The organism is Telluria sp. ZB4P34 (assembly GCF_059686055.1).
Window position 1 is genome coordinate 89399 of the sequence record NZ_JCASIF010000013.1, and the last position, 22650, is coordinate 112048.

At 63.9% G+C, this 22650-nt stretch carries 28 protein-coding genes; 26 read left to right on the forward strand and 2 right to left on the reverse strand.

Annotated features, from left to right (window positions below):
• The first annotated feature begins 17 nt into the window (after positions 1-17).
• From AC56KL_RS18535 to AC56KL_RS18660, 26 genes are all read left to right on the forward strand, one after another.
• Positions 18-1481: a glutamate synthase subunit beta gene (locus tag AC56KL_RS18535; RefSeq protein WP_497181642.1), complete on the forward strand. Its 1464-nt coding sequence runs from the start codon at positions 18-20 to the stop codon at positions 1479-1481.
• A gap of 456 nt (positions 1482-1937) precedes the next feature.
• Positions 1938-2741 (forward strand): ABC transporter ATP-binding protein, encoded by an 804-nt coding sequence (locus tag AC56KL_RS18540; RefSeq protein ID WP_497181643.1) that lies wholly within the window; start codon positions 1938-1940, stop codon positions 2739-2741.
• Positions 2738-3520, forward strand: a complete 783-nt coding sequence (gene mlaE / locus AC56KL_RS18545) for a lipid asymmetry maintenance ABC transporter permease subunit MlaE (RefSeq protein ID WP_497181644.1) — start codon at positions 2738-2740, stop codon at positions 3518-3520. The genes AC56KL_RS18540 and mlaE overlap by 4 nt, the downstream gene beginning before the upstream one ends.
• Before the next feature lie 19 nt (positions 3521-3539).
• Positions 3540-4013, forward strand: a complete 474-nt coding sequence (mlaD, locus tag AC56KL_RS18550; RefSeq protein ID WP_497181645.1) for an outer membrane lipid asymmetry maintenance protein MlaD — start codon at positions 3540-3542, stop codon at positions 4011-4013.
• Positions 4010-4816 (forward strand): MlaA family lipoprotein, encoded by an 807-nt coding sequence (locus AC56KL_RS18555; RefSeq protein WP_497181646.1) that lies wholly within the window; start codon positions 4010-4012, stop codon positions 4814-4816. The genes mlaD and AC56KL_RS18555 overlap by 4 nt, the downstream gene beginning before the upstream one ends.
• A 105-nt stretch (positions 4817-4921) precedes the next feature.
• A complete protein-coding gene (locus AC56KL_RS18560) occupies positions 4922-5554 on the forward strand; it encodes an MlaC/ttg2D family ABC transporter substrate-binding protein (RefSeq protein WP_497181647.1) in 633 nt (210 codons plus the stop codon).
• Positions 5554-5829: an STAS domain-containing protein gene (locus AC56KL_RS18565; protein ID WP_497181648.1), complete on the forward strand. Its 276-nt coding sequence runs from the start codon at positions 5554-5556 to the stop codon at positions 5827-5829. Before AC56KL_RS18560 ends, AC56KL_RS18565 begins: the two co-directional genes overlap by 1 nt.
• Before the next feature lie 230 nt (positions 5830-6059).
• Positions 6060-6995 (forward strand): ABC transporter ATP-binding protein, encoded by a 936-nt coding sequence (locus AC56KL_RS18570; RefSeq protein ID WP_497181649.1) that lies wholly within the window; start codon positions 6060-6062, stop codon positions 6993-6995.
• Positions 6992-7759, forward strand: coding sequence for an ABC transporter permease (locus AC56KL_RS18575; protein WP_497181650.1), 768 nt, complete (start codon positions 6992-6994; stop codon positions 7757-7759). Before AC56KL_RS18570 ends, AC56KL_RS18575 begins: the two co-directional genes overlap by 4 nt.
• Before the next feature lie 33 nt (positions 7760-7792).
• Entirely contained in the window at positions 7793-8029 is a 237-nt protein-coding gene (locus tag AC56KL_RS18580) for a BolA family protein (protein ID WP_497181651.1), read from the forward strand.
• Between the two features lie 3 nt (positions 8030-8032).
• Positions 8033-9289, forward strand: coding sequence for a UDP-N-acetylglucosamine 1-carboxyvinyltransferase (gene murA / locus AC56KL_RS18585; protein ID WP_497181652.1), 1257 nt, complete (start codon positions 8033-8035; stop codon positions 9287-9289).
• On the forward strand, positions 9286-9960 hold the full coding sequence (gene hisG / locus AC56KL_RS18590; protein WP_497181653.1) for an ATP phosphoribosyltransferase: 675 nt from the start codon (positions 9286-9288) through the stop codon (positions 9958-9960). Before murA ends, hisG begins: the two co-directional genes overlap by 4 nt.
• A gap of 7 nt (positions 9961-9967) precedes the next feature.
• Positions 9968-11302, forward strand: a complete 1335-nt coding sequence (gene hisD, locus AC56KL_RS18595) for a histidinol dehydrogenase (protein ID WP_497181654.1) — start codon at positions 9968-9970, stop codon at positions 11300-11302.
• Entirely contained in the window at positions 11299-12117 is an 819-nt protein-coding gene (locus tag AC56KL_RS18600; RefSeq protein ID WP_497181655.1) for a DNA-methyltransferase, read from the forward strand. Before hisD ends, AC56KL_RS18600 begins: the two co-directional genes overlap by 4 nt.
• Positions 12118-12149: 32 nt before the next feature.
• Positions 12150-13232, forward strand: a complete 1083-nt coding sequence (hisC, locus tag AC56KL_RS18605) for a histidinol-phosphate transaminase (protein ID WP_497181670.1) — start codon at positions 12150-12152, stop codon at positions 13230-13232.
• Between the two features lie 47 nt (positions 13233-13279).
• Positions 13280-13870: an imidazoleglycerol-phosphate dehydratase HisB gene (gene hisB, locus AC56KL_RS18610; protein ID WP_159699788.1), complete on the forward strand. Its 591-nt coding sequence runs from the start codon at positions 13280-13282 to the stop codon at positions 13868-13870.
• 10 nt (positions 13871-13880) lie between these two features.
• Positions 13881-14522 (forward strand): imidazole glycerol phosphate synthase subunit HisH, encoded by a 642-nt coding sequence (gene hisH / locus AC56KL_RS18615; protein WP_497181656.1) that lies wholly within the window; start codon positions 13881-13883, stop codon positions 14520-14522.
• 40 nt (positions 14523-14562) lie between these two features.
• Positions 14563-15339 (forward strand): 1-(5-phosphoribosyl)-5-[(5-phosphoribosylamino)methylideneamino]imidazole-4-carboxamide isomerase, encoded by a 777-nt coding sequence (gene hisA, locus AC56KL_RS18620; protein ID WP_497181657.1) that lies wholly within the window; start codon positions 14563-14565, stop codon positions 15337-15339.
• A 5-nt stretch (positions 15340-15344) separates the two neighbouring features.
• Positions 15345-16106: an imidazole glycerol phosphate synthase subunit HisF gene (gene hisF, locus AC56KL_RS18625; protein ID WP_497181658.1), complete on the forward strand. Its 762-nt coding sequence runs from the start codon at positions 15345-15347 to the stop codon at positions 16104-16106.
• 11 nt (positions 16107-16117) lie between these two features.
• Positions 16118-16534, forward strand: a complete 417-nt coding sequence (gene hisI, locus AC56KL_RS18630) for a phosphoribosyl-AMP cyclohydrolase (protein ID WP_497181659.1) — start codon at positions 16118-16120, stop codon at positions 16532-16534.
• A complete protein-coding gene (locus AC56KL_RS18635) occupies positions 16531-16872 on the forward strand; it encodes a phosphoribosyl-ATP diphosphatase (RefSeq protein WP_497181660.1) in 342 nt (113 codons plus the stop codon). The genes hisI and AC56KL_RS18635 overlap by 4 nt, the downstream gene beginning before the upstream one ends.
• Before the next feature lie 155 nt (positions 16873-17027).
• Positions 17028-17402, forward strand: a complete 375-nt coding sequence (locus tag AC56KL_RS18640) for a histidine triad nucleotide-binding protein (RefSeq protein ID WP_497181661.1) — start codon at positions 17028-17030, stop codon at positions 17400-17402.
• Positions 17403-17494: 92 nt separating this feature from the next.
• Positions 17495-17740 carry a Sec-independent protein translocase subunit TatA gene (gene tatA, locus AC56KL_RS18645; RefSeq protein WP_497181662.1) on the forward strand — a complete coding sequence of 82 codons (246 nt, stop codon included), beginning with the start codon at positions 17495-17497 and terminating at the stop codon, positions 17738-17740.
• A gap of 9 nt (positions 17741-17749) precedes the next feature.
• Positions 17750-18253, forward strand: a complete 504-nt coding sequence (gene tatB, locus AC56KL_RS18650) for a Sec-independent protein translocase protein TatB (RefSeq protein ID WP_497181663.1) — start codon at positions 17750-17752, stop codon at positions 18251-18253.
• Positions 18254-19009, forward strand: coding sequence for a twin-arginine translocase subunit TatC (gene tatC, locus AC56KL_RS18655; RefSeq protein ID WP_497181664.1), 756 nt, complete (start codon positions 18254-18256; stop codon positions 19007-19009).
• A 164-nt stretch (positions 19010-19173) separates the two neighbouring features.
• The gene (locus AC56KL_RS18660; protein WP_497181665.1) at positions 19174-19875 is read left to right on the forward strand and encodes a PEP-CTERM sorting domain-containing protein; all 702 of its coding nucleotides are present in this window, start codon (positions 19174-19176) and stop codon (positions 19873-19875) included.
• Between the two features lie 66 nt (positions 19876-19941).
• Here the strand turns inward: AC56KL_RS18660 and AC56KL_RS18665 are convergent, their stop codons facing one another.
• Positions 19942-21852, reverse strand: coding sequence for a DUF885 domain-containing protein (locus tag AC56KL_RS18665; RefSeq protein WP_497181666.1), 1911 nt, complete (start codon positions 21850-21852; stop codon positions 19942-19944).
• A 125-nt stretch (positions 21853-21977) separates the two neighbouring features.
• Positions 21978-22460: a hypothetical protein gene (locus AC56KL_RS18670; RefSeq protein ID WP_497181667.1), complete on the reverse strand. Its 483-nt coding sequence runs from the start codon at positions 22458-22460 to the stop codon at positions 21978-21980.
• Positions 22461-22650: the final 190 nt, after the last annotated feature.

Sequence of the window (22650 nt, forward strand, 5' to 3'; positions counted from 1 at the left end):
GAGATAAGGAAAACAACGTGGGCAAAATTACTGGCTTCATGGAATTCGAACGGCAGGAAGAGGGCCACCTCGAGCCGACCGATCGCGTCAAGAACTACAAGGAATTCGTGCTAACCCTGACCGACGGCCAGGCCAAGGTGCAGGGTGCGCGCTGCATGGATTGCGGCATCCCCTTCTGCAACACGGGCTGCCCGGTCAACAACATGATCCCGGACTGGAACGACCTGGTCTATCACGGCAACTACCGCGCCGCCGTCGAGAACCTGCACTCGACCAATAACTTCCCCGAGTTCACCGGCCGTATCTGCCCGGCGCCCTGCGAATCGGCCTGCACGCTCGGCATCAACGACGACCCGGTCGGCATCAAGTCGATCGAGCGCAAGATCGCCGACAGCGGCTGGGAGCACGGCTGGATCGTGCCGCAACCCGCAAGCGTCAAGACCGGTAGGAAGGTTGCCCTGATCGGCTCCGGCCCGGCCGGCCTGGCTGCTGCCCAGCAGCTGGCGCGCGCCGGCCACGACGTGACCGTGTTCGAAAAGAGCGACCGCATCGGCGGCCTGCTGCGCTACGGGATCCCCGACTTCAAGATGGAAAAGGGTTTGATCGACCGCAGGGTCGAACAGATGAAGGCGGAAGGTGTAGTCTTCCGCACCAGCGTCCTGGTCGGCAAGGATTTTCCGGCCACGGTCAGCAACATGGCGCGCGACACCATCTTCCCGGAAGACCTGGAAAAAGAATTCGATGCAGTCGTCCTGGCAGGCGGCGCCGAGCAGCCGCGCGACCTGCCGGTGCCCGGCCGCGAGCTGAAGGGCGTGCATTTCGCCATGGACTTCCTGCCGCAGCAGAACCGCGTGAATGCGGGCGACAAGCTGAAAGACCAGATCAAGGCCACCGGCAAGCACGTGGTCGTGATCGGCGGCGGCGACACCGGCTCCGACTGCGTCGGCACCTCGAACCGCCATGGGGCAGCGTCGGTCACCCAGTTCGAACTGATGCCGATGCCCCCGGAGCAGGAAAACAAGCCGCTCGTCTGGCCTTACTGGCCGACCCGCCTGCGCACCTCGTCCTCTCACGAGGAAGGCTGCCAGCGCGACTGGGCGGTGGCAACCAAGCGCCTGGAAGGCAAGGGCGGCAAGGTGGAAAAGCTGGTCGCCTGCCGCGTCGAATGGAAGGATGGCAAGATGGTCGAGGTGCCGGATTCCGAATTCGAGATGAAGGCCGACCTGGTCTTCCTGGCCATGGGCTTCGTCTCGCCGGTGCAGAACGTGCTGGATGCCTTCGGCGTGCAGAAAGATGCACGTGGCAACGCCCGCGCCATGACCGAGGGCGAGCGTTCCTACCAGACCTCGAAGCCGAAGGTGTTCACCGCCGGTGACATGCGCCGCGGCCAGTCGCTGGTGGTGTGGGCGATCCGCGAAGGGCGGCAGTGCGCCCGTGCGGTCGACGAGTTCCTGATGGGCAGTTCGGTGCTGCCACGTTAATCAAGTTCCTACCCCGGCATAGGCGGCTTCGGCCGCCTTTTCTTTTGGCCTCCCATGCCGACATGGCAGTGTGGACGGCTTCCAACAGCCTGGGAGATTTTGCTGCTGATCGACATGCTTATGTGCGTGTCCGCACAACGGTTACCCAAACAATGTTCGTACGCTAGGACGTATTGCAGCGCGTCATGCGACACCATATGCCCCTGTTACCGAAAAGATACATGCGCAAATGTATGGTTCCTTCGCCGTGCGAAAATGTTGATATAATTCAACAAATGTAGAATTGGCACATATACATATCTCTTTAAAAACAAGAGTTTATCGACGAAAGTATCTGACCCATCGGTTATTTTTCTTGCAATAGTGGATTGGAAGACTGGTCGGAAATGGCCCACCTCAAGCGGGGCTTGCGCTTTCTGCACTACAATAACGAATTACCCAAATTCCAAACACGCTGTGTCCAACTTAGTCGAAATCCGCGATCTGCACTTTGCGTACGGAGAGCGTTCCATCCTGTCGAACCTGCGCATGGACTTCCCACGCGGGAAGCTCGTTGCCGTCATGGGTGGCTCGGGCTGTGGCAAGACCACGGTCCTGCGCCTAATCGGCGGCCAGATCCGTCCGCAACGCGGCGAGGTGCGCGTGGGCGGCGAAGTCGTACACCAGCTCAATACCGAAGGCCTGTACCGCCTGCGCCGCCGCATGGGCATGCTGTTCCAGTTCGGCGCACTGTTTACCGACCTGTCGGTGTTCGATAACGTCGCCTTCCCCCTGCGCGAGCACACCGACCTGCCGGAAGAAGTGATCCGCGACCTGGTCCTCCTGAAGCTCAATGCCGTCGGGCTGCGCAATGCGCACCGCCTGAAGCCGGCCGAAATCTCCGGCGGCATGGCGCGCCGCGTCGCCGTGGCGCGCGCGGTGGCGCTGGACCCCGAACTGATCATGTACGACGAGCCGTTCGCCGGCCTCGACCCGATCTCGATGGGCGTTACCGCCAACCTGATCCGCAACCTGAACGATGCGCTCGGCTCAACCTCGATCCTGGTGTCGCACGACGTGCATGAATGCTTCGCGATTGCCGACTACATTTATTTCATGTCTGCAGGGAAGATCGTTGCGGAAGGCACACCAGCCGACTTGCGCGTTTCGGAAGACCCTTACGTCAAGCAGTTCGTCAATGCCGCTCCAGACGGGCCGGTGCCCTTCCACTATCCGGGCAAGTCGCTGGCCGACGATCTCGGCCTGGGAGTGCGCAAATGATCACACGCTTCCTGGGATTTATCGGTCGCCATGTCCGCGAAGCCATTGCCAGCGTCGGTTTCGCCACCCGCGCCTTTTTCAACCTGCTCGGGGTGTCGCCCGGCGCCTTCCGGCGCCCGGCCCTGATTTCGGAACAGATCCATTTCATCGGCAATTATTCGCTGGTGATCATCATCGTGTCCGGCCTGTTCGTCGGCATGGTGCTTGGCCTGCAAGGCTATTACACGCTGAACCAGTACGGCGCCGAGCAGGCGCTGGGACAGGTGGTGGCCCTGGCGCTGGTGCGCGAGCTCGGCCCGGTCGTGACGGCGCTGCTGTTCGCCGGCCGCGCCGGCACCTCGCTGACCGCCCAGATCGGCCTTATGAAGGCTGGCGAGCAACTGTCCGCCATGGAAATGATGGCGATTAATCCGGTCCAGCGCGTGCTGGCGCCGCGCTTCTGGGGCGGCGTGATTGCCATGCCGATCCTGGCCGCCATTTTCTCGGCCGTGGGTGTGTTCGGCGGCTACCTGGTCGGCGTGCAGCTGATCGGTGTTGACCCGGGTGCGTTCTGGTCGCAGATGCAGGCTGGCGTGGATGTGCGCGCTGACGTACTGAACGGGGTACTGAAAAGCTTTATCTTCGGCGTTGCGGTCACGTTTACGGCGCTGTTCCAGGGTTACCAGACCAAGCCGACCCCGGAAGACGTGTCGCGCGCTACCACGCGTACCGTCGTCATCGCGTCGCTGATGGTCTGGGGCCTGGACTTCATCATGACCGCATTGATGTTCAATAAATAAGAGTTACTAGGGTATTCGTATGCATCGCAAAACTATCGACGTCTGGGTTGGCCTGTTTGTCCTGTTGGGCCTGGCTTCGCTGCTGTTCCTGGCCCTGCAGGCAGGCAACATGAGCACCATCTCGTTCAGCAAGACCTATGCCGTGACCGGCAAGTTCGACAACATCGGCGGCCTGAAGCCGCAGGCGCCGGTCAAGAGTGCCGGCGTGGTGGTCGGCCGGGTGGGTGAAATCACCTTCGACGACAAGACCTATCAGGCGCTCGTGCGCCTCGATATGGAGCCAGGCTATAAATTCCCGAAAGACAGTTCGCTAAAGATCTTGACTGCCGGCCTGCTGGGCGAGCAGTACATCGGCATCGAACCGGGTGGCGACACCCAGAACCTGGTCAACGGCGACCGCATCAACCGTACCCAGTCGGCGACGGTGCTCGAAGACCTGATCAACCAATTTATCTATAGCAAGGCCGCTGAAGGAAAGGAAGGTAGTGAATGACCAACACGCCACACCGTACCCCCGGCCGCATGCATGGCTGCGCGGCGATCGCTGCCGCCCTGCTGCTGACCGGCTGCGCCACCACGGGCAATCCGCAGGACCCGCTCGAGGGCTATAACCGCACCGTGTTCCGCTTCAACGATGCGGTCGACCGCACCGTGCTGAAGCCGACCGCCACCGCCTACAAGAACGTGGCGCCAAGCTTCGTGCAAACGGGCGTCAACAATTTCTTCGGTAACCTGTCCGACGCCTGGACCGCGGTGAATAACCTGCTCCAAGGCAAGGCCAAGGACGGCATGGGCGACGTGACCCGCGTTGCCGTCAACTCGACATTCGGCATCTTCGGCCTGCTCGACATTGCCTCGGAAGCGGGCATTCCCAAGCACAACGAAGATTTCGGCCAGACCCTGGGCGTCTGGGGCTTTCCAAGCGGCCCCTTCTTGATGTTGCCGATCCTGGGCCCATCTACGGTGCGTGACACTGCCGCGCTGCCGGCCGATTTCGGCGGCGACATCTGGAAGTACAAGGAACCGGCCAACTGGCGCAACATCGGCGCCGCCGTGCGCGTCGTCGACAAGCGCGCCACCCTGCTGGACGCCGGCAACCTGCTGGAAGACGCCGCGCTGGACCGTTACGAGTTCATTCGCGACGGCTACATGCAGCGTCGACAGAGCCAGGTCTACGACGGCAACGTGCCGCGCCAGGCCGAGGAACAAGAAGCGGCGACCAGCAATGCGGAACCGGCAGCCGACCCGGCAGGCACGGGGGCGGCAAAGCCCTCCGAAACGCAGCCGTCGAAGTAACAAGTCCTTACATACCGGTGTCATCCGTGAGCCGGCAAGAAGAGTTAACCGGGGACATGCTGCGCCGCTTGAAGCCGGCGCGGCCCCCAACGATAAGGAAACTACATGAAACCCATCATCCAACTGATCGCAGCAGCAAGCGCCACGATTGCCTTTGCCACGTCGGCCATCGCCGCCGAAGCGCCGGACGCGCTGGTCAAGCGCATCAGCGCCGAGGTCATCGACACCGTCAAGGCCGACAAGGACATCCAGGCCGGTAACCGCAACAAGATCATGGACCTGGTCAATTCCAAGATCCTGCCGCACGTCGACACCGAAAAGATGACCCAGCAGGCGGCCGGCCGCTTCTGGCGCCAGGCCACTCCGGAGCAGCAAAAGGCACTGACCAAGGAATTCACCACCCTGCTGGTCTACACCTACTCGGGCGCCCTGTCGACCATCAAGAATGAAACCGTCGAGTTCAAGCCGATGCGTGCGGAAGCCGGCGCCACCGACGTCGAAGTGCGTTCGCAGGTGAACGTCGCCCGCGGCGAGCCGATCACCCTGAACTACCGCCTGGCCAACGGCCCGCAAGGCTGGAAGATCTACGACATCAACGTGCTGGGCGCGTGGCTGGTCGAGACCTACAAGAGCACCTTCGCCAGCGAGATCAACAAGAACGGCGTCGATGGCCTGATCAAGAAGCTGGCCGAGCGTAACCAGCAGCTGGCCGCCAGGCCGCTGAAGGCATCGAAGTAATGGCCGAAGCCAATCCGATGCTCTCGCTCGATGCCCTGACCTTCCAGAGCGCCCGTGGCGCCCTGGAGCAGGGCTGCGCGGCGATCGCCGCCGGCGAAACCGTGTTCGACCTGGGCGGCGTGAGTGCCGCCGATTCGTCCGGCGTCGCCGTGCTGCTGGCCTGGCAGCGCCGCGCGCTCAAGGCAGGGCAGCGTCTTACCTTCATCAACGTTCCCGGGAACGTGCAGAAGCTGGCTGCGCTGTATGGCGTGGAACAGCTGATTCCGCAGTCGTAAGTCGTTTCTCGCAGGGTGGTCGGCTCTGCCGACCGCACGTTCAGCCAGCCCGAGAAAAGTCGTATCCGCTGACCAGATGTGATTTGGACGCGCGGTCGGCGAAGCCGACCACCCTACCACCCCCCCCCCCAGCAAAATCCCCCGCCGGCCTCTTGCATTCTTGATTTCACCTATAATGGGCCGTTTCCCCCGCACGGTCAGGCGCGCCCGCGCCGTCCCTCCCAACAAGAATGACAGCGATCCAGATTAACAGCGTCGAGAAAAGCTACAAGGGCTTCAAGGCCCTCAAGGGCGTCTCGATGACTATCGAGGAAGGCGAGTTCTTCGGCCTTCTCGGGCCCAACGGCGCCGGCAAGACGACCCTGATCTCCACCGTGGCCGGCCTGATCCGCCCGGACGCAGGCAGCGTCAGGATCCATGGCCACGACGTGGTGAGCGACTTCCGCGAAGCGCGCAAGCGCCTTGGCGTGGTGCCGCAGGAGCTGGTGTTCGATCCCTTCTTCACCGTGCGCGAAACGCTGCGCCTGCAATCGGGCTACTTCGGCATCAAGAACAACGACGCGTGGATCGACGAGGTCATGCACAACCTCGATCTCACCAACAAGGCCGACGCCAACATGCGCGCCCTGTCGGGCGGCATGAAGCGCCGCGTGCTGGTCGCCCAGGCCCTCGTGCACAAGCCGCCGGTGATCGTGCTGGACGAACCCACCGCGGGCGTCGACGTCGAACTGCGCCAGACCCTGTGGAAGTTCATTGCGCGCCTCAACCGCGAAGGCCACACCGTGGTGCTGACCACCCACTACCTCGAGGAAGCCCAGGCCATGTGCCAGCGCGTCGCGATGCTGAAACTCGGCGAAGTGGTGGCGCTGGATACCATGTCGGCCCTGCTGCGCCGCGTATCGGGCTCGCAGCTGGTAGTGCACCTGAAAAGCGGCGACCTGCCCGACGGCTTGCGCCACCTGGTCTCGCACGACGAGCATGATCTGAATAACGGCGGCGGCAACCGCTACACCTTGCGTGTCAACGACGCCAGCGAAGTCGAGCCGATCCTGGCGCAGCTGCGGACCAGCGGCGCCGTGGTCGACGAGATGGGGCTGGAGCAGGCCGACCTGGAAGACATTTTCCTGCAAATCGTGGGCGACAAACAAGCGGGAGGACCGCAATGAATCCGTTCTCCGTGGGTTTCCGCACGCTGTTTTATAAAGAGTCGCTGCGCTTCTGGAAGGTGGCGACCCAGACCATCGCCGCGCCGGTCGTCACGGCCATGCTCTACCTGCTGATCTTCGGCCACGTGCTGGACGGCCGCGTCGAGATGCTGGACGGCGTCAGCTACACCGCCTTCCTGGTCCCGGGCCTGGTGATGATGAGCGTGCTGCAGAACGCCTTCGCCAACTCGTCCTCGTCGCTGATCCAGTCCAAGATCACCGGCAACCTCGTGTTCATCCTGCTGCCGCCGCTGTCGCATGTCGAGATCCTGTCGGCCTATATCGCCGCCTCGGTGCTGCGCGGGCTCGCGGTCGGCTTCGGCGTGTTCGTCATCACCGCCTGGTTCGCCCACCTGAGCTTCGTGGCGCCGCTGTGGATTATCCTGTTCGCCCTGATGGGCGCGGCCATCCTCGGCACCATGGGCGTGATCGCCGGCATCTGGGCCGAGAAGTTCGACCAGCTGGCGGCTTTCCAGAACTTCCTGATCATGCCGGCCACCTTCCTGGCCGGGGTGTTCTATTCCATCCAAAAACTGCCGCCGTTCTGGCTCGCGGTCTCGCATTTCAACCCGTTCTTTTATATGATTGACGGGTTCCGCTATGGATTCTTCGGCAAATCCGACGTCTCGCCCTGGACCAGCCTGGCCATCGTGTCGGTGTTCTTCGTGGTGCTGGCGGCCATTGCGATCAATATGCTCAAACGTGGCTATAAGTTACGTCACTAATTGCGTCATTAAAGAATTTACTTGGAGTTTCCCGTGGCGACCACACCTGAACTGATCCACAGCTACATCAGCGCCGGCCTCGACTGCACCCACCTGCAGGTGGAAGGCGACGGCCAGCATTTCACCGCGATCATCGTGTCCCCGAGCTTTGCCGGCAAGCGCCCGATCCAGCGCCACCAGCTGGTGTACGCCGCGCTCGGCGACCGCATGCGTGAAGAGATCCACGCGCTGTCGATGAAAACCCTGACCCCCGAAGAATACGGAGGCTAAGCGATGGACAAGCTCCAGATCGTTGGCGGCAAGCGCCTGAATGGCGACATTTCCGTGTCGGGCGCGAAGAACGCCGCACTGCCCATCCTGTGCGCCGGCCTTTTGAGCAGCGGCGACCTCGAACTGTCGAACGTGCCGCGCCTGCACGACGTGCGCACCATCCTCAAGCTGCTGGCCCAGACCGGCCTGAAGGTCACCCAGGACGACGAACGCGTCACGCTCAACGGCGCCAACATCACCTCGCTGGAAGCGCCGTACGAGCTGGTCAAGACCATGCGCGCCTCGATCCTCGTGCTGGGGCCCCTGCTGGCGCGCTTCGGCCAGGCCAAGGTCTCGCTGCCGGGCGGCTGCGCCATCGGTTCGCGCCCGGTCGACCAGCACATCAAGGGTCTGCGCCAGATGGGCGCCGAGATCACCATCGAAGGCGGCTACATCCATGCCAGGACGAACGGCAAGCTCAAAGGCGCGCGCATCCACACCGACATGATCACGGTGACCGGCACCGAGAACCTCCTGATGGCCGCCACCCTGGCCGAAGGCGAGACCGTGCTGGAAAACGCCGCGCGCGAGCCGGAAGTCACCGACCTGGCCAACCTGCTGGTGGCGATGGGCGCGAAGATCGAAGGCATCGGCACCGACCGTCTCGTCGTCCAGGGCGTCGACAGCCTGCATGGTGCGCAGCACGCCGTGATCTCCGACCGCATCGAAGCCGCCACTTTCCTGTGCGCGGTAGCGGCTACCGGCGGCGACATCATGCTGCGCAACACCCGCACCGACATCTTCGACGCGGCGCTCGACAAGCTGCGCGAGATCGGCGTTCAGCTCGACGTGGGCCGCGACACCATCCGCGCGCGCATGGACCGCCGTCCGCATCCGGTGTCGTTCCGCACCACCGAATACCCGGGCTTCCCGACCGACATGCAGGCCCAGTTCATGGCCGTGAACATCCTGGCCGACGGTTCGAGCCGCGTCACCGAGACCATTTTCGAAAACCGCTTCATGCACGTGCAGGAGATGAACCGCCTCGGCGCGCACATCTCCACTGAGGGCAATACCGCCTTCATCAAGGGCGCCGACCGCCTGGTGGGTGCGCCCGTGATGGCGACCGACCTGCGTGCGTCGGCTTCCCTGGTGATCGCCGGCATGGCGGCGCAGGGCAGCACCCTGATCGACCGCATCTATCATCTCGACCGCGGCTACGACCGCATGGAAGTCAAACTCTCTGCTGTCGGCGCCGACATCGTGCGCATCAAGGAATGACCATTACCAGCACATCTCTCGAGCCGGGCCTGATCCTGGCGCTTTCCAAGGGCCGCATTTTCGAGGACACCCTGCCGCTGCTCGCGGCGGCGGGGATTACCGTCACCGAGAACCCGGAAACCTCGCGCAAGCTGATCCTGCCGACCAACGACCCCGGCGTGCGCGTGCTGATCGTGCGCGCCAGCGACGTGCCGACCTACGTCCAGCACGGCGCGGCCGACTTCGGCGTGGCCGGCAAGGACGTGCTGCTCGAGCACGGCGGCGAAGGCCTGTACCAGCCGATCGACCTGCGCATCGCCTGCTGCCGCATGTCGGTGGCGGTGAATGCCGGCTTCGACTACGAGACCGCGGTGCGCCAGGGCGCGCGCCTGCGCGTGGCGACCAAGTTCGTCAACACCGCGCGCGAGCACTTCGCCAGCAAGGGCGTGCACGTCGACCTGATCAAGCTGTACGGCTCGATGGAGCTGGCGCCGCTGGTCGGCCTGTCCGACGCCATCGTCGACGTGGTCTCCACCGGCGGCACCCTGCGCGCCAACAACCTGGTCGAAGTCGAGAAGATCATGGACATTTCCTCGCGCCTGGTAGTCAACCAGGCTGCGCTCAAGCTCAAGCGCGAGCGCCTGCAACCCATCCTCGATGCCTTCCAACGGGCATCCTCACAACAAGGCTGACAGCACCATGGCAGTACAGATCCGCAAGCTCGACTCCACCGCACCCGACTTCAGGCAGGCGCTCGATGCCCTGCTGGCTTTTGAAGCCGAAACCGACGACGCCATCGAATCGAGCGTCGCGAAGATCCTGGCGGACGTGAAGCATCGCGGTGACGCTGCGGTGCTGGAGTACACCAACCGTTTCGATCGCATCCCGAACGGCGGCGCCGCCTCGATGGCAGCCTTCGACGTCAAGCAGGCGGAACTGGATGCGGCGCTGGCTTCGCTGCCCGACGCCCAGCGCAATGCGCTGCGCACCGCTGCCGAGCGCATCCGTGTCTTCCACGAGCGCCAGAAGCAGGAACTGAACGGTTTTACCTTTACGGAGCCCGACGGCACCGTGCTGGGGCAGCGCGTGACCCCACTGGACCGCGTCGGTATCTACGTTCCTGGCGGCAAGGCCGCCTATCCCTCGTCCGTCCTGATGAACGCGATCCCGGCCCAGGTGGCGGGCGTGCAGGAAATCGTCATGGTGGTGCCGACCCCGGACGGCGTAAAAAACCAGATGGTGCTGGCCGCCGCCGCGATCGCCGGCGTCACTCGCGTCATCACCATCGGCGGCGCCCAGGCGGTCGGCGCACTGGCCTACGGCACCGAAACCATCCCGGCCGTCGACAAGATCGTCGGCCCCGGCAATGCCTACGTGGCCGCCGCCAAGCGCCGCGTGTTCGGCGTGGTCGGCATCGACATGATCGCTGGTCCGTCCGAAATCCTGGTGCTGTGCGACGGAACGACCGACCCTGACTGGGTGGCAATGGACCTGTTCTCCCAGGCCGAGCACGACGAACTGGCCCAGGCAATCCTGCTGTGCCCGGACGCCGACTATATCGCGCGGGTGGAAGCGAGCATCCACAAGCTGCTGCCCACCATGCCGCGCGCCGCGACCATCACCACCTCGCTGAGCGACCGCGGCGCCCTGGTCAAGGTGCGCGACATGGAAGAGGCGTGTGACATCGCCAACGCCATCGCCGCCGAACACCTCGAAATCTCCGCAGAAGATCCGCTCAAGTGGGCGGATCGCATTCGCCATGCCGGCGCCATGTTCCTCGGCCGTTTCTCGTCCGAGTCGCTGGGCGACTACTGCTGCGGCCCGAACCACGTGCTGCCGACTTCGCGCACCGCGCGCTTCTCCTCGCCGCTGGGCGTGTACGACTTCCAGAAGCGTTCCTCCGTCATCCAGGTGAGCGAGCAGGGCGCCCAGACGCTGGGCAAGGTCGCGGCCGAACTGGCCTACGGCGAAGGCCTGCAGGCGCACGCCCGCAGCGCAGAACTGCGGCTGCAACCCGTACCCCCGCAATCATGAGCACCTGGGTCGACCAGGTCTTCTGCGAGGATGCGCTGGCCGGCCTGGCGCGCATCCCGGATGGGTCCATCGACCTGATCCTGACCGACCCGCCCTACAACCTCGGCAAGGACTACGGCAACGCCTCGGACCAGCAGGGCGTCGAGGAATACCTTGCCTGGACCGAGCGCTGGATCGACGCCGCGCTGCCCAAGCTGAAAGCCAACGGCAGCCTGTACATTTTTCTCACCTGGCGCTTCGCGCCGGAGATCTTCGTGATGCTGAAAAAGCGCATGACGATGATGAACGAGATCATCTGGGACCGCCGCGTGCCCTCGATGGGCGGCAGCGTACGCAGCTTCTCCTCGGTGCACGACACCATCGGCTTCTTCGTGAACCGCAAGGATTACTACTTCGACCTGGACGCCGTGCGCATCCCCTACGACGCCGAGACCAAGAAGGCCCGTTCGCGCTCGATCTTCATCGGCGCCAAGTGGCTGGAAGTCGGCTACAACCCGAAGGACGTGTGGAGCGTGTCGCGCCTGCACCGCGAGCACCCGGAGCGCGCCGACCATCCCACCCAGAAGCCGCTCGAGATCATCGAGCGCATGGTGAAAGCGTCCTGCCCGCCGGGCGGCATCGTGCTCGACCCTTTCATGGGCAGCGGCACCACCGCCGTCGCGGCGCGCCAGGCCGGGCGCCATTTCACCGGCTTCGAACTGAATCCCGCCTACTGCGACATCATCCGCGGGCGCCTGGCTGCGCCCGAGGTACCGGTCGCAGGTAAAAAACGCAGGAGCGCGAAGAACGCTCCTTTGAACGAGGAAACCGCATAAAAATGAGCACAAGCGTGAGCACAAGCGCGAGCATGATCGACCGGCTGATCGAGAATACCATCCGCGAAGACGTCCGCAACACCGCGACCTACCATGTGCCGGACGCGAGCGGCTACATCAAGCTGGACGCGATGGAAAACCCCTACCAGCTGCCGGATGGCTTGCGTGCAGAGCTGGGCCGGCGCCTGGCCGATGCTGCGCTGAACCGGTATCCACCGCCTTCCTATACCACGCTCAAGCAGAAGATCCGTGCCGGCCTGGGCGTCCCTGACGGCTACGACGTCGTGGTCGGCAACGGGTCGGACGAACTCATCTCGATGCTGGCCATGGCCGTGGCGCGTCAGGACCGTCGCGCCGTGATCATGGCGCCGACCCCCGCCTTCGTCATGTTCGCGCGCTCGGCCCAGTTCGCAGGCGCGGATTTCGTCGGTGTGCCGGTCAAGGCCGACTTCTCGCTCGACCTGCCGGCGATGCTGGCCGCCATCGAACGCCACCGGCCCGCGCTGGTGTTCCTGGCTTATCCGAACAACCCGACCGGCAACCTGTTCGATGCCGACGACATGGTCGCCATCATCCGCGCGCTGGGCGAGACCGGCATCGCCGTGGTGGACGAGGCCTACCAGCCGTTCGCGAAGAAAAGCTTCATGGGGCGCCTGGCCGAGTTCCCGAACCTGGCCGTGATGCGCACCTTGTCCAAGCTGGGCCTGGCCGGCATCCGCCTCGGCTACCTGTCGGGCGACCCCAAGCTGCTGGAGCAGCTGGAGAAGGTGCGCCCGCCCTACAATGTGAACGTGCTGACCCAGGTGGCGGCCGAGTTCGCGCTCGACCACCTCGACGTGCTGAACCAGCAGGCCGAGCTGCTGAACGCCGAGCGCACCCGCCTGGCCGCCGAACTGGCGGCGCTGCCGGGAGTCGAAGTGTTTCCATCGGCGGCGAATTTCATCTCGATGCGGGTGCCGGATGCCGACAGGATCTGCTCCGAACTTCGCGCCGGAAAGGTGTTGATCAAAAATTTGAGTAAAATGGACAGGATGCTGGCCGACTGCATCCGCGTTACGGTCAGCACCCCCGACGAAAACACCGCGTTCCTGAATGCCCTGAAAGCGTCCCTATAGTCCCTACAGCGCAGCTCATCCGAGAGCTGCAACGACGAGCCCCAGCAATGACCCGCACCGCCGACATCACGCGCAACACCAACGAGACGCAGATCCGCGTCTCGATCAACCTCGACGGCACCGGCCGCCAGAAGCTCAACACTGGCGTTCCCTTCCTCGACCACATGCTCGACCAGATCGCGCGCCACGGCATGATCGACCTCGAAGTCGAGGCCGTCGGCGACCTGCACATCGACGCCCACCATACGGTCGAGGACACTGGCATCACCCTCGGCATGGCCGTGGCCAAGGCCGTCGGCGACAAGAAGGGCATGGTGCGCTACGGCCACTCCTACGTGCCGCTCGACGAAGCGCTGTCGCGCGTGGTCATCGATTTCTCGGGCCGTCCGGGCCTGGAAATGCACATCCCCTGGACGCGCGCCATGATCGGCACGTTCGATGTTGACCTGACGGGCGAGTTCTTCCGCGGCTTCGTGAACCACGCCGGCGTGACCCTGCACATCGACAACCTGCGCGGCGTGAACGCGCACCACCAGTGCGAGACCGTGTTCAAGGCCTTCGGCCGCGCGCTGCGCATGGCCACGACGCTGGACGAGCGCGCCGCCGGCATCATCCCGTCGACCAAAGGCAGCCTGTAAGAAGACCATCATGACGAACAAGATTGTGGTGGTCGACGGCCTTGGCAACCTGCGCTCGGTAGCGCAGGCGCTGCGCGCCGCCGCGCCCGAAGCCGACATCCTGGTGTCCAACAATGCCCGGGATATCGATGCGGCCGACCGCATCGTGCTGCCGGGGCAGGGCGCCATGCGCGACTGCATGCGCAGCCTGCGCGAATCCGGGGCCGAAGAGGCCCTGCTGCGCGCGGTGAAGAACCGCCCGGTGATGGGCGTGTGCGTCGGCGAGCAGATGCTGTTCGACGCGAGCGAAGAGAACGAGGGCACGCCGGGACTGGGCCTGTTGCCGGGCAAGGTGGTGCGCTTCCAGTTGCATGGAAAACTGCAGGCCGACGGCTCGCGCTTCAAGGTGCCGCAGATGGGCTGGAACCGCGTGCGCCAGACCCGCGCCCACCCGCTGTGGGACGGCGTCGAGGACGGCGCCTATTTCTACTTCGTGCACAGCTATTATGCTGCGCCCGACAACCCGCTCCATACCATCGGCGAGGCCGACTACGGCGGCATGTACGCCTGTGCCGTCGCGCGCGACAACCTGGTCGCCACCCAGTTCCACCCCGAGAAGAGCGCGGCCGCCGGCTTGCGCCTGTATCGCAATTTCATCCACTGGAAACCGTGAGTTTCCAATCAACCCCGACGTCAACCAACCGACAACGATCATGCTGCTGATCCCTGCCATCGACCTGAAAGACGGTCACTGCGTTCGCCTGAAACAAGGCGACATGGACCTCGCCACCGTGTTTTCCGAAGACCCCGCCGAGATGGCGCTGCACTGGCTCAAGAAAGGCGCGCGCCGGCTGCACCTGGTCGACCTGAACGGCGCGTTTGCCGGCAAGCCCAAGAACGAGGAAGCGATCAAGTCGATCCTGAGCGTGGTCCAGGACTATGCCGAAGAAATGGGCATCGACGAGATCCCCGTCCAGCTGGGCGGCGGCATCCGCGATCTCGACACCATCGAGCGCTACCTGGACGACGGTATCACCTACATCATCGTCGGCACCGCCGCCGTGAAGAACCCGGGCTTCCTGCACGACGCCTGCGGCGCCTTCCCCGGTTCGATCATCGTCGGCCTGGACGCCAAGGACGGCAAGGTCGCCACCGACGGCTGGAGCAAGATGTCGGGCCACGAAGTCATCGACCTGGCCAAGAAGTTCGAAGGCTACGGCGTCGAATCGATCGTCTACACCGACATCGGCCGCGACGGCATGATGGGCGGCGTGAACATCGAAGCGACCGTCAAGCTGGCCCAGGCCGTGAAGATCCCGGTCATCGCCTCGGGCGGCGTGCACAACCTGGCCGACGTCGAAGCGCTGTGCGCCGTGCAGGACGAAGGCATCGAGGGCGTGATCTGCGGCCGTTCGATCTACGAAGGCACGCTCGACCTGACCTCGGCGCAGCTACGCGCCGACGAACTGACCGAGGGCGCCCAGGCCTAAGCCGTATGCTTGCAAAACGCATCATTCCCTGCCTCGACGTCACCGGCGGCCGTGTGGTCAAGGGCGTCAACTTTACCGAGCTGCGCGATGCCGGCGACCCGGTCGAGATCGCGCGCCGCTATGACGGACAGGGCGCCGACGAAATCACCTTCCTCGACATTACCGCATCGAGCGACGGACGCGACCTGATCCTGCCGATCATCGAAGCCGTGGCCTCCACCGTGTTCATCCCGCTCACCGTCGGGGGCGGCGTGCGCAAAGTCGAGGACGTGCGGCGCCTGCTCAATGCCGGCGCCGACAAGGTGTCGATGAACACCTCGGCCGTGACCAACCCGCAGCTGGTGTTCGACGCCTCGCAGAAGCACGGCTCGCAGTGCATCGTGGTGGCGATCGACGCCAAGCAGGTCGCACCCGGCAAGTGGGAAGTGTTTACCCATGGAGGCCGCAACGCGACCGGCCTCGACGCCGTCGAATGGGCGAAAAAGATGGAAAGCCTCGGCGCCGGCGAACTGCTGCTCACCTCGATGGACCGCGACGGCACCAAGTCCGGCTTCGACCTCGGGCTGACCCGCGCCGTGTCCGACGCGGTCGGCATCTCCGTGATCGCCTCGGGCGGCGTGGGCGGCCTGCAGGACCTGGCCGACGGCATCCTCGAAGGCCACGCCGACGCGGTGCTGGCCGCCAGCATCTTCCACTATGGGCAGCACACGGTCGGCGAAGCCAAGCGCTTCATGCGCGAGCGCGGTATCCCGATGCGTCTCGACTGAAACGAACCGACATGACATACAAGTGGCTCAACAAGGTCCGCTGGGACGAGAACGGCCTGGTGCCGGTGATCGCCCAGGAGGCCGCGACCGGCGACATCCTGATGTTCGCCTGGATGAACCGCGACGCGCTCGCCAAAACGGTGGAGCTGGGCGAAGCCGTCTACTGGAGCCGTTCTCGCAAGAAGCTGTGGCACAAGGGCGAGGAATCCGGCCATACCCAGAAGGTGCTGGACATCCGCCTCGACTGCGACGAAGACGTGGTGCTGCTCAAGGTCGAACAGACCGGCGGCATCGCTTGCCACACCGGGCGCCATTCCTGCTTTTTCCAGAAGTTCGACAACGACAGCGAGGACTGGCAGGCGGTCGCCCCGGTCCTGCAGGACCCCGACACCATTTATTCCCAGAATAAGAAATCCGACATCCCATGAGTGACATTCTGGCCCGCGTAGCGGCCGTGATCGAAGCGCGCAAGCCGGAACACGGCGGCGATCCTGCGACGTCCTATGTTGCCAAGCTGTTCAGCAAGGGCGACGACGCCATCCTGAAGAAGATCGGCGAAGAAGCCACTGAGACGGTGATGGCCGCCAAGGACGCACGCGTTTCGGGCGACGCCGCCAAGGTCCTGTACGAGACCGCCGACCTGTGGTTCCACTCCATGGTGCTGCTGGCGCAGTTCGGCCTGACGCCCCAGCAGGTAATCGACGAGCTGGGCCGGCGCGAGGGCGTGTCGGGAATGACCGAGAAAGCGTCGCGTCCTGATCAATGACCGATCAGTAAGCGTTCCCGTAGGCTTGCCATGCCGGCAGGCGATGTCATAATCAGGCCATCACCGTCATACCGGTGTCATGCGCCATCGGTAGGATGCACGGGTTTCCTGGGTGTGAACTGCGGGAAACGCTGTCATAAAGATCTGGAGACAAGATGGACAACTGCATTTTTTGCAAGATCGTCGCCAAGCAGATTCCGGCCAGCGTCGTCTACGAAGACGACGACGTGCTGGCCTTCAAGGACATCAACCCGGCTGCTCCGGTGCACCTGCTGGTAATCCCGAAGCAGCACGTGGCCACGCTGTCCGACTGCGGCATGGAACACGCGGCCGTGCTGGGCAAGATGCTGGCGCTGGCGCCGAAGCTTGCAGAAGAGCATGGTGTTGCCGTCAAGAGCGATGCCGACGGCAGCTTCAGCGGCGGTTTCAAGACCCTGATCAACAGCGGACCGGACGGCGGGCAGGAGGTCTATCACCTGCACCTGCACATGTACGGCGGCAAGCGTCCGTGGCGCGGTCTCGGCACCTGAGTTTTAATGGGGGCAAGACGCCCCTACATGGCGTATACTGAAACGTACGCTTTCCCGATTTACAGGCGCAGGCGCCTTGCAAGGAGAAAAACATGGGCTCGTTTAGTATTTGGCACTGGGTGATTGTCCTGGTCGTCGTGATGCTGATTTTCGGCACCAAGAAGATCGGCAACATCGGTTCCGACCTCGGTAAGGCCGTCAAGGGCTTCAAGGACGGCATCAAGAGCGACGACGACAAGGCGAACACGCCGGGCAACACCACGGGCGCCCAGTCGACCCAGCAGGTGGCCGACAAGTCGACCATCGACGTCGACACCCGCGAAAAGACCCGTCATTAATCGTCGGGCATGATCGATCTCGGACTGTCGAAGCTGGCGATCATCGGTGTTGTCGCGCTGATCGTCATCGGGCCTGAAAAGCTGCCCAAGGTGGCGCGCATGGCGGGCACCCTGTACGGGCGCGCCCAGCGCTACCTGCACGACGTGAAGTCCGAGGTCAGCCGCGAGATCGAACTCGACGAGCTGCGCAACCTGCACAAGGACGTGCACGAGAGCGCGCAGTCGTTCAAGTCCGAGGTCGAGCAGTCCATGCACAGCCACGTCGACGAGGTCGAAGCGATGTGGGACGGCAGGGAACACGTTTCCTCGTCATCCTCCTTGCACTCGTCTTTCGTGAGCACCGCCGCCATTGAACGCAAGGCGCGCGATTTCCGCCGCAAGAAGCTGGTACGTACTTCGGCAGTGCCGGCCTGGTACAAGCACCGCAACGGCGGCAAGACCCATGTGCTATCCGGCGCCGCACGCGTACGCAAGTTCCGGCCCTCCAGCAAATCCAAGATTTCCTTTTTCTAGATGACCGACGAAGCTGCAGGCGAAGACACCTTCATTTCCCATCTCGTCGAACTGCGTGACCGCCTGGTCAAGGCGTCGATCGGGATTGCCCTCGCCTGCGTGGCCCTGTTCATCTGGCCAGGGCCGTCGGAGGTCTACGACCTGCTGGCCGCGCCGATGGTCGCTGCGCTGCCGGCCGGCTCCACCATGATCGCCACCGGCGTGATCTCGCCCTTCCTGGTGCCGATGAAGGTTACGCTGCTGCTCGCCTTCATCCTGGCGCTGCCCTGGGTGTTCTACCAGTTGTGGGCTTTTGTTGCCCCCGGCCTGTACACGCACGAGAAGCGCCTGGTGTTGCCGCTGGTGATCTCGTCCTCGCTGCTGTTCATTGGCGGCGTGGCATTCTGCTACTTCTTCGTGTTCGGCCGGGTGTTCCAGTTCATCGGCGAATTCGCGCCATCCTCCATCGCGGTGACGCCGGACATCGAGAACTACCTCGACTTCGTGATGTCGATGTGCCTGGCCTTCGGCTTCACCTTCGAGGTGCCGGTGGCGGTGGTGATCCTGGTGCGCATGGGGATCGTCAGCATCGAGAAACTGAAGGAAATCCGCTCCTACGTGATCGTCGGCGCCTTCGTCATTGCCGCCATCGTGACCCCGCCTGACGTGGTCAGCCAGCTGGCGCTGGCCATCCCCATGTGCCTGCTCTATGAGCTGGGCCTGCTGATCGCGCCGATGTTCTCGCGCATGACGCAAGCGCCGGAAGAACACGCCTGACACGGCCAGTCCGGCCGTGTACCACTACATTTGTCTCGTCGGAGAATTTTACAATTCCGCCAGGTGATGTCACGACCTTAAAATTAAGTCATTGTTTTTAATACAATGTTCCTGACGGCACGATCTTTGCTTATTGATAAGCTATTGCCACGTTAGGAAATTCAATGACCATTTCTCCCAATCTCTCCATCAAGCGGCTGATCGCCGGTCTGTCGCTGGCAATCGCCAGTTCCTTCGCCTCGGCGGGCGTACTCGAGAATTTCGATAGCGGGACCGTGCACGCCGGCTGGAACAAGAATGCAGGCACGGTCTCCGCTGCGGCGGCGCACGACGGCGCTTTCGGCCTGGTCATGGATTCGCACGACTGGATGGTGAACACGGGCTTCGCCGTCTCCAAAGGCGACACCCTGTCGGTCTGGCTGCGTCCCACCTTCTCGGCCAGCCCCAACGCTTTCTATTTCGGATTCGGCGCCGATGCCGACGGCACCCATTCCTTCGTGGCGGCCCCCGCCAGCGAGGAGTTGCTGTTCCAGGACAATGCCGGCTACGGCTTCGACATCCCCGACATCGCCGTCGCGCCACAGACCTATACGTCGAGCTGGTACAAGGCGGTGATCAGCTGGCATACGGACGACAGCGCGACCGGCTACCTGTACGGCGAGGATGGGGTGACGCTGCTGAATACGCTGGATGTCACCGGCCTGGTCCGCTCCTCGGGCGGCATCGCCCTGCGCGGCTTCGGCGGCTGGCACATCGACACCATTTCGGTGGAACAGGGAAGCGAGGTGCCCGAGCCGGCCGGCATGGCGCTGCTCGGCCTCGGCCTGGCAGGCCTGCGCCTGGCCCGCCGCCGGCGCCGCGCCTGAACCGTCCCAGGTCGCGCCTGGCCCGCATCGCCTCCGGTACGGGGCGGCAGGCCAGGACGGCGGCGTTTACTGCATCAGTTCCGCGATCATCTTCACCGGCGCATTGCCGTAGCTGAGGAACTGGTCGTGGAATTCCTTCAGGTTGAAGCGCTCGCCCAGCTGCTGCCTGCGGCGCTCGCGCAGCTCCATGATCTGCTCGTAGCCGCTGTAGTAGCTGGTCAGCTGCACCGACGTGAGCGTCACGCGGCGCCACTTCTCGTCCGCTTCCTGGCGCGTCTGGAAGGCCTGGCGCACCAGCAGGTCGATCGCTTGCGGCTGCTGCATGCCGAGCACGTGGACGCTGTAGTCGAGGATGGTGTTGGTCACGCTGCGCAGGTTCCACTTCGAGTACATCAGCCACATCTCGGGTGCGTTGTCGCCATAGCCGGCTTCCAGCATCATGCGCTCGCCGTACACGGCCCAGCCCTCGACCATCGCGCCGTTTCCGAACAGTGACTTCACCAGCGACGGCGAGCGGTTCGCATGCACCAGCTGGGCATAGTGGCCCGGAATCGCCTCGTGGATGTTCAGGATCTGCAGGATCCACTCGTTGTATTCGCGCAGGCTGCTCTCGGCCTGTTCAGGCGTGAGGTTGTCGAGCGGCGTGACGTTGTAGTACGTCTTGTCCTTCGGGCGATAGGGGCCGGGTGCATCGATGCTGGCGCCGGCCACGCCGCGCTGGTACATCGGGGTCTCGCGCACTTCCAGCGGCTTGCCGGCGTCCAGCGTGAGCAGGTTTTTCTCGGTGACGAACTCGTGCAGCGCCGGGATCTGGCGGCGGATCTCGGGCAGGAAGTTCTCGCGCGAGACATGGCGCGCGGAGAGTTTGTCGATCATCATGCCGATCTTCTGGAAGCGGTCGCGCGGCTTGGCCACGCCCGCCATGTAGCGCGGCCAGAGTTCGTCCGAGATCGTGTCCATGCGGGTGAGCAGTTCCTCGCGCGTGGCGAGCGCCTTGCGGAAGGTCTGTTCGGCGCTGCTGGACGACTGGATCTCGAGGGCGAACTTCTGCTCGTACAGCTCCTTCCCGGCGCGGAAGGGGCGCGGCGCATTTGCCCCACCCTTGGCATTCCTGTCCAGCGCGTCCAGGAAGTCGACATAGGCCAGCACCGCGGTGCCGGCGTTGGCGATGCGCTGCGCAAAGATCGCCTTTTCCTGCGCGTTCAGGTTCGACTCCTGCGCCGCCTTGCCCAGGTCGGCCAGCACCGCGATGGTGCCGGCGGCCTGCGCGATGGCGAGCTGGGTGTGCTCGCGGGTCGGGTTGACGATCGAAGCCTGGGCTGCAGCGTAGTAGGCCGGCACCGTGGCCAGGCGCTTGAGGATGGTGCGCAGGCGCTGCGGCTTGGCGGCGTACTCGGTGTTCAGGATCAGGTCGAGCGGCTGGGCGATGTTATACAGCGCCGGGTTCCACGCGTATTCGCGCCAGGTCGTCAGGTTCCAGCGGTCCTTCTCCAGCTTGTTCACCAGCAGGGCCAGGTCGGTGCGCTGGCGCGGCGATAGCTGCCGGGCGTCGAGCTTGCTGAATTTGTCGAGCCACTCGTTGGCGAAGGCGAGCTTTTTCGTACGCGTGGCGGCATCCGGAATGGTCAGGGTGGCGGCCTGGTCGAACTTGCCGACATAAATGCCGCCTTCCGGGTCGATGCGCCACAGCGCCGTCAGGTACTGCATGCTCATCGTGTCGAGGCGGCGGTCGAGGCGCTTTTCGGACGCGCCGGCGGTCGGGGCAGCCGCGGCTGCGGTGCCTGCCGCGGCTGCGGTGGCTGCTGCGGCAAGCGCCTTCTTCCTGACCGGGGCTTTTATTGTCGACTTGCCAGCCTTGGACTTGACCACCTTGGCCGCCTTGGCCTTGCCCTTGGCGGGCTTGGCAGGCTTGGCGCTGGCCGGCGCCAGCGCAAAACTCGCCAGCAGGACTGCCAGCGCAATCTTCGTTTTCATCATCTGTTCGAACCCTGTCATCAAAAGGTCGGCTTCGGCCGCGCGGCAAGCGCAAGCCAGAACCACGGAAGAGTAGCACCATTCAGTTCGCTTGCGGGCGGCTGAAACATTCGGACACCTGGCGCTGCCTAATCCAGGGCGCCGGCGCGCAGCTTCTGCTGGTGAATGGCATTGACCGCTTCGACGGCCCGGCGCCCGTGCGCGATGTGGTGCAGGACGATCTCGCTGCCCCTGGTGAAGCGGTGGCCGATGCGGATCGTGGTGGAACGCGTCGCCCAGCTGACGAAGCCGTTGACGTAGCTGGCTTCATCCATGTCGCGCCACTTCACGCCGGACACGCCCCGCTTCCACGGCAGCACGCCCGAGACCACCCAGACGCCGACCTCGTCGTAGTACAGCTGCACGCTGCGGATCGTCAAGAATCGGTAGGCGACCACCAGGGCCGACAGCCCCAGCACCGCGGCGGCGGCGATCTCGTTCCAGCGGAAGGCCAGCGGGAAGGCGACGAAGAACAGCAGCGCGGCCAGCGCGGCCACGCCCGCATAGGCCAGCCAGGACTTGACGCCGATGACGTGGGCTTGCGCAGGCGTTGCCGCTTTATCCAGTTCCATCTGCCTTGACTCTTCCATAAAAGCGGCATGATACATGGATTGCCTTGGGGCGCCAGTAGGGTGGTCGGCAGAGTGAACTGACCCCAGAAAGTTGGACACTAACTTTCTGGGGTTTTATGGGGAAGTACACACCTGCCTTCAAGCTGATTGTCGTGCAACGGTATCTTGAAGGCTCGATGGGTTACCGGAC

Excerpts from the sequence above, each read along its gene's own strand:
- mlaE (WP_497181644.1), top strand. The coding sequence starts at position 2,738 with ATGATCACACGCTTCCTGGGATTTATCGGTCGCCATGTCCGCGAAGCC.
- mlaD (WP_497181645.1), top strand. The coding sequence starts at position 3,540 with ATGCATCGCAAAACTATCGACGTCTGGGTTGGCCTGTTTGTCCTGTTG.
- AC56KL_RS18555 (WP_497181646.1), top strand. The coding sequence starts at position 4,010 with ATGACCAACACGCCACACCGTACCCCCGGCCGCATGCATGGCTGCGCG.
- AC56KL_RS18560 (WP_497181647.1), top strand. The coding sequence starts at position 4,922 with ATGAAACCCATCATCCAACTGATCGCAGCAGCAAGCGCCACGATTGCC.
- AC56KL_RS18565 (WP_497181648.1), top strand. The coding sequence starts at position 5,554 with ATGGCCGAAGCCAATCCGATGCTCTCGCTCGATGCCCTGACCTTCCAG.
- AC56KL_RS18570 (WP_497181649.1), top strand. The coding sequence starts at position 6,060 with ATGACAGCGATCCAGATTAACAGCGTCGAGAAAAGCTACAAGGGCTTC.
- AC56KL_RS18575 (WP_497181650.1), top strand. The coding sequence starts at position 6,992 with ATGAATCCGTTCTCCGTGGGTTTCCGCACGCTGTTTTATAAAGAGTCG.
- murA (WP_497181652.1), top strand. The coding sequence starts at position 8,033 with ATGGACAAGCTCCAGATCGTTGGCGGCAAGCGCCTGAATGGCGACATT.
- hisG (WP_497181653.1), top strand. The coding sequence starts at position 9,286 with ATGACCATTACCAGCACATCTCTCGAGCCGGGCCTGATCCTGGCGCTT.
- hisD (WP_497181654.1), top strand. The coding sequence starts at position 9,968 with ATGGCAGTACAGATCCGCAAGCTCGACTCCACCGCACCCGACTTCAGG.
- AC56KL_RS18600 (WP_497181655.1), top strand. The coding sequence starts at position 11,299 with ATGAGCACCTGGGTCGACCAGGTCTTCTGCGAGGATGCGCTGGCCGGC.
- hisC (WP_497181670.1), top strand. The coding sequence starts at position 12,150 with ATGATCGACCGGCTGATCGAGAATACCATCCGCGAAGACGTCCGCAAC.
- hisB (WP_159699788.1), top strand. The coding sequence starts at position 13,280 with ATGACCCGCACCGCCGACATCACGCGCAACACCAACGAGACGCAGATC.
- hisH (WP_497181656.1), top strand. The coding sequence starts at position 13,881 with ATGACGAACAAGATTGTGGTGGTCGACGGCCTTGGCAACCTGCGCTCG.
- hisA (WP_497181657.1), top strand. The coding sequence starts at position 14,563 with ATGCTGCTGATCCCTGCCATCGACCTGAAAGACGGTCACTGCGTTCGC.
- hisF (WP_497181658.1), top strand. The coding sequence starts at position 15,345 with ATGCTTGCAAAACGCATCATTCCCTGCCTCGACGTCACCGGCGGCCGT.
- hisI (WP_497181659.1), top strand. The coding sequence starts at position 16,118 with ATGACATACAAGTGGCTCAACAAGGTCCGCTGGGACGAGAACGGCCTG.
- AC56KL_RS18635 (WP_497181660.1), top strand. The coding sequence starts at position 16,531 with ATGAGTGACATTCTGGCCCGCGTAGCGGCCGTGATCGAAGCGCGCAAG.
- AC56KL_RS18640 (WP_497181661.1), top strand. The coding sequence starts at position 17,028 with ATGGACAACTGCATTTTTTGCAAGATCGTCGCCAAGCAGATTCCGGCC.
- tatA (WP_497181662.1), top strand. The coding sequence starts at position 17,495 with ATGGGCTCGTTTAGTATTTGGCACTGGGTGATTGTCCTGGTCGTCGTG.
- tatB (WP_497181663.1), top strand. The coding sequence starts at position 17,750 with ATGATCGATCTCGGACTGTCGAAGCTGGCGATCATCGGTGTTGTCGCG.
- tatC (WP_497181664.1), top strand. The coding sequence starts at position 18,254 with ATGACCGACGAAGCTGCAGGCGAAGACACCTTCATTTCCCATCTCGTC.
- AC56KL_RS18660 (WP_497181665.1), top strand. The coding sequence starts at position 19,174 with ATGACCATTTCTCCCAATCTCTCCATCAAGCGGCTGATCGCCGGTCTG.
- AC56KL_RS18665 (WP_497181666.1), bottom strand. The coding sequence starts at position 21,852 with ATGATGAAAACGAAGATTGCGCTGGCAGTCCTGCTGGCGAGTTTTGCG.
- AC56KL_RS18670 (WP_497181667.1), bottom strand. The coding sequence starts at position 22,460 with ATGGAACTGGATAAAGCGGCAACGCCTGCGCAAGCCCACGTCATCGGC.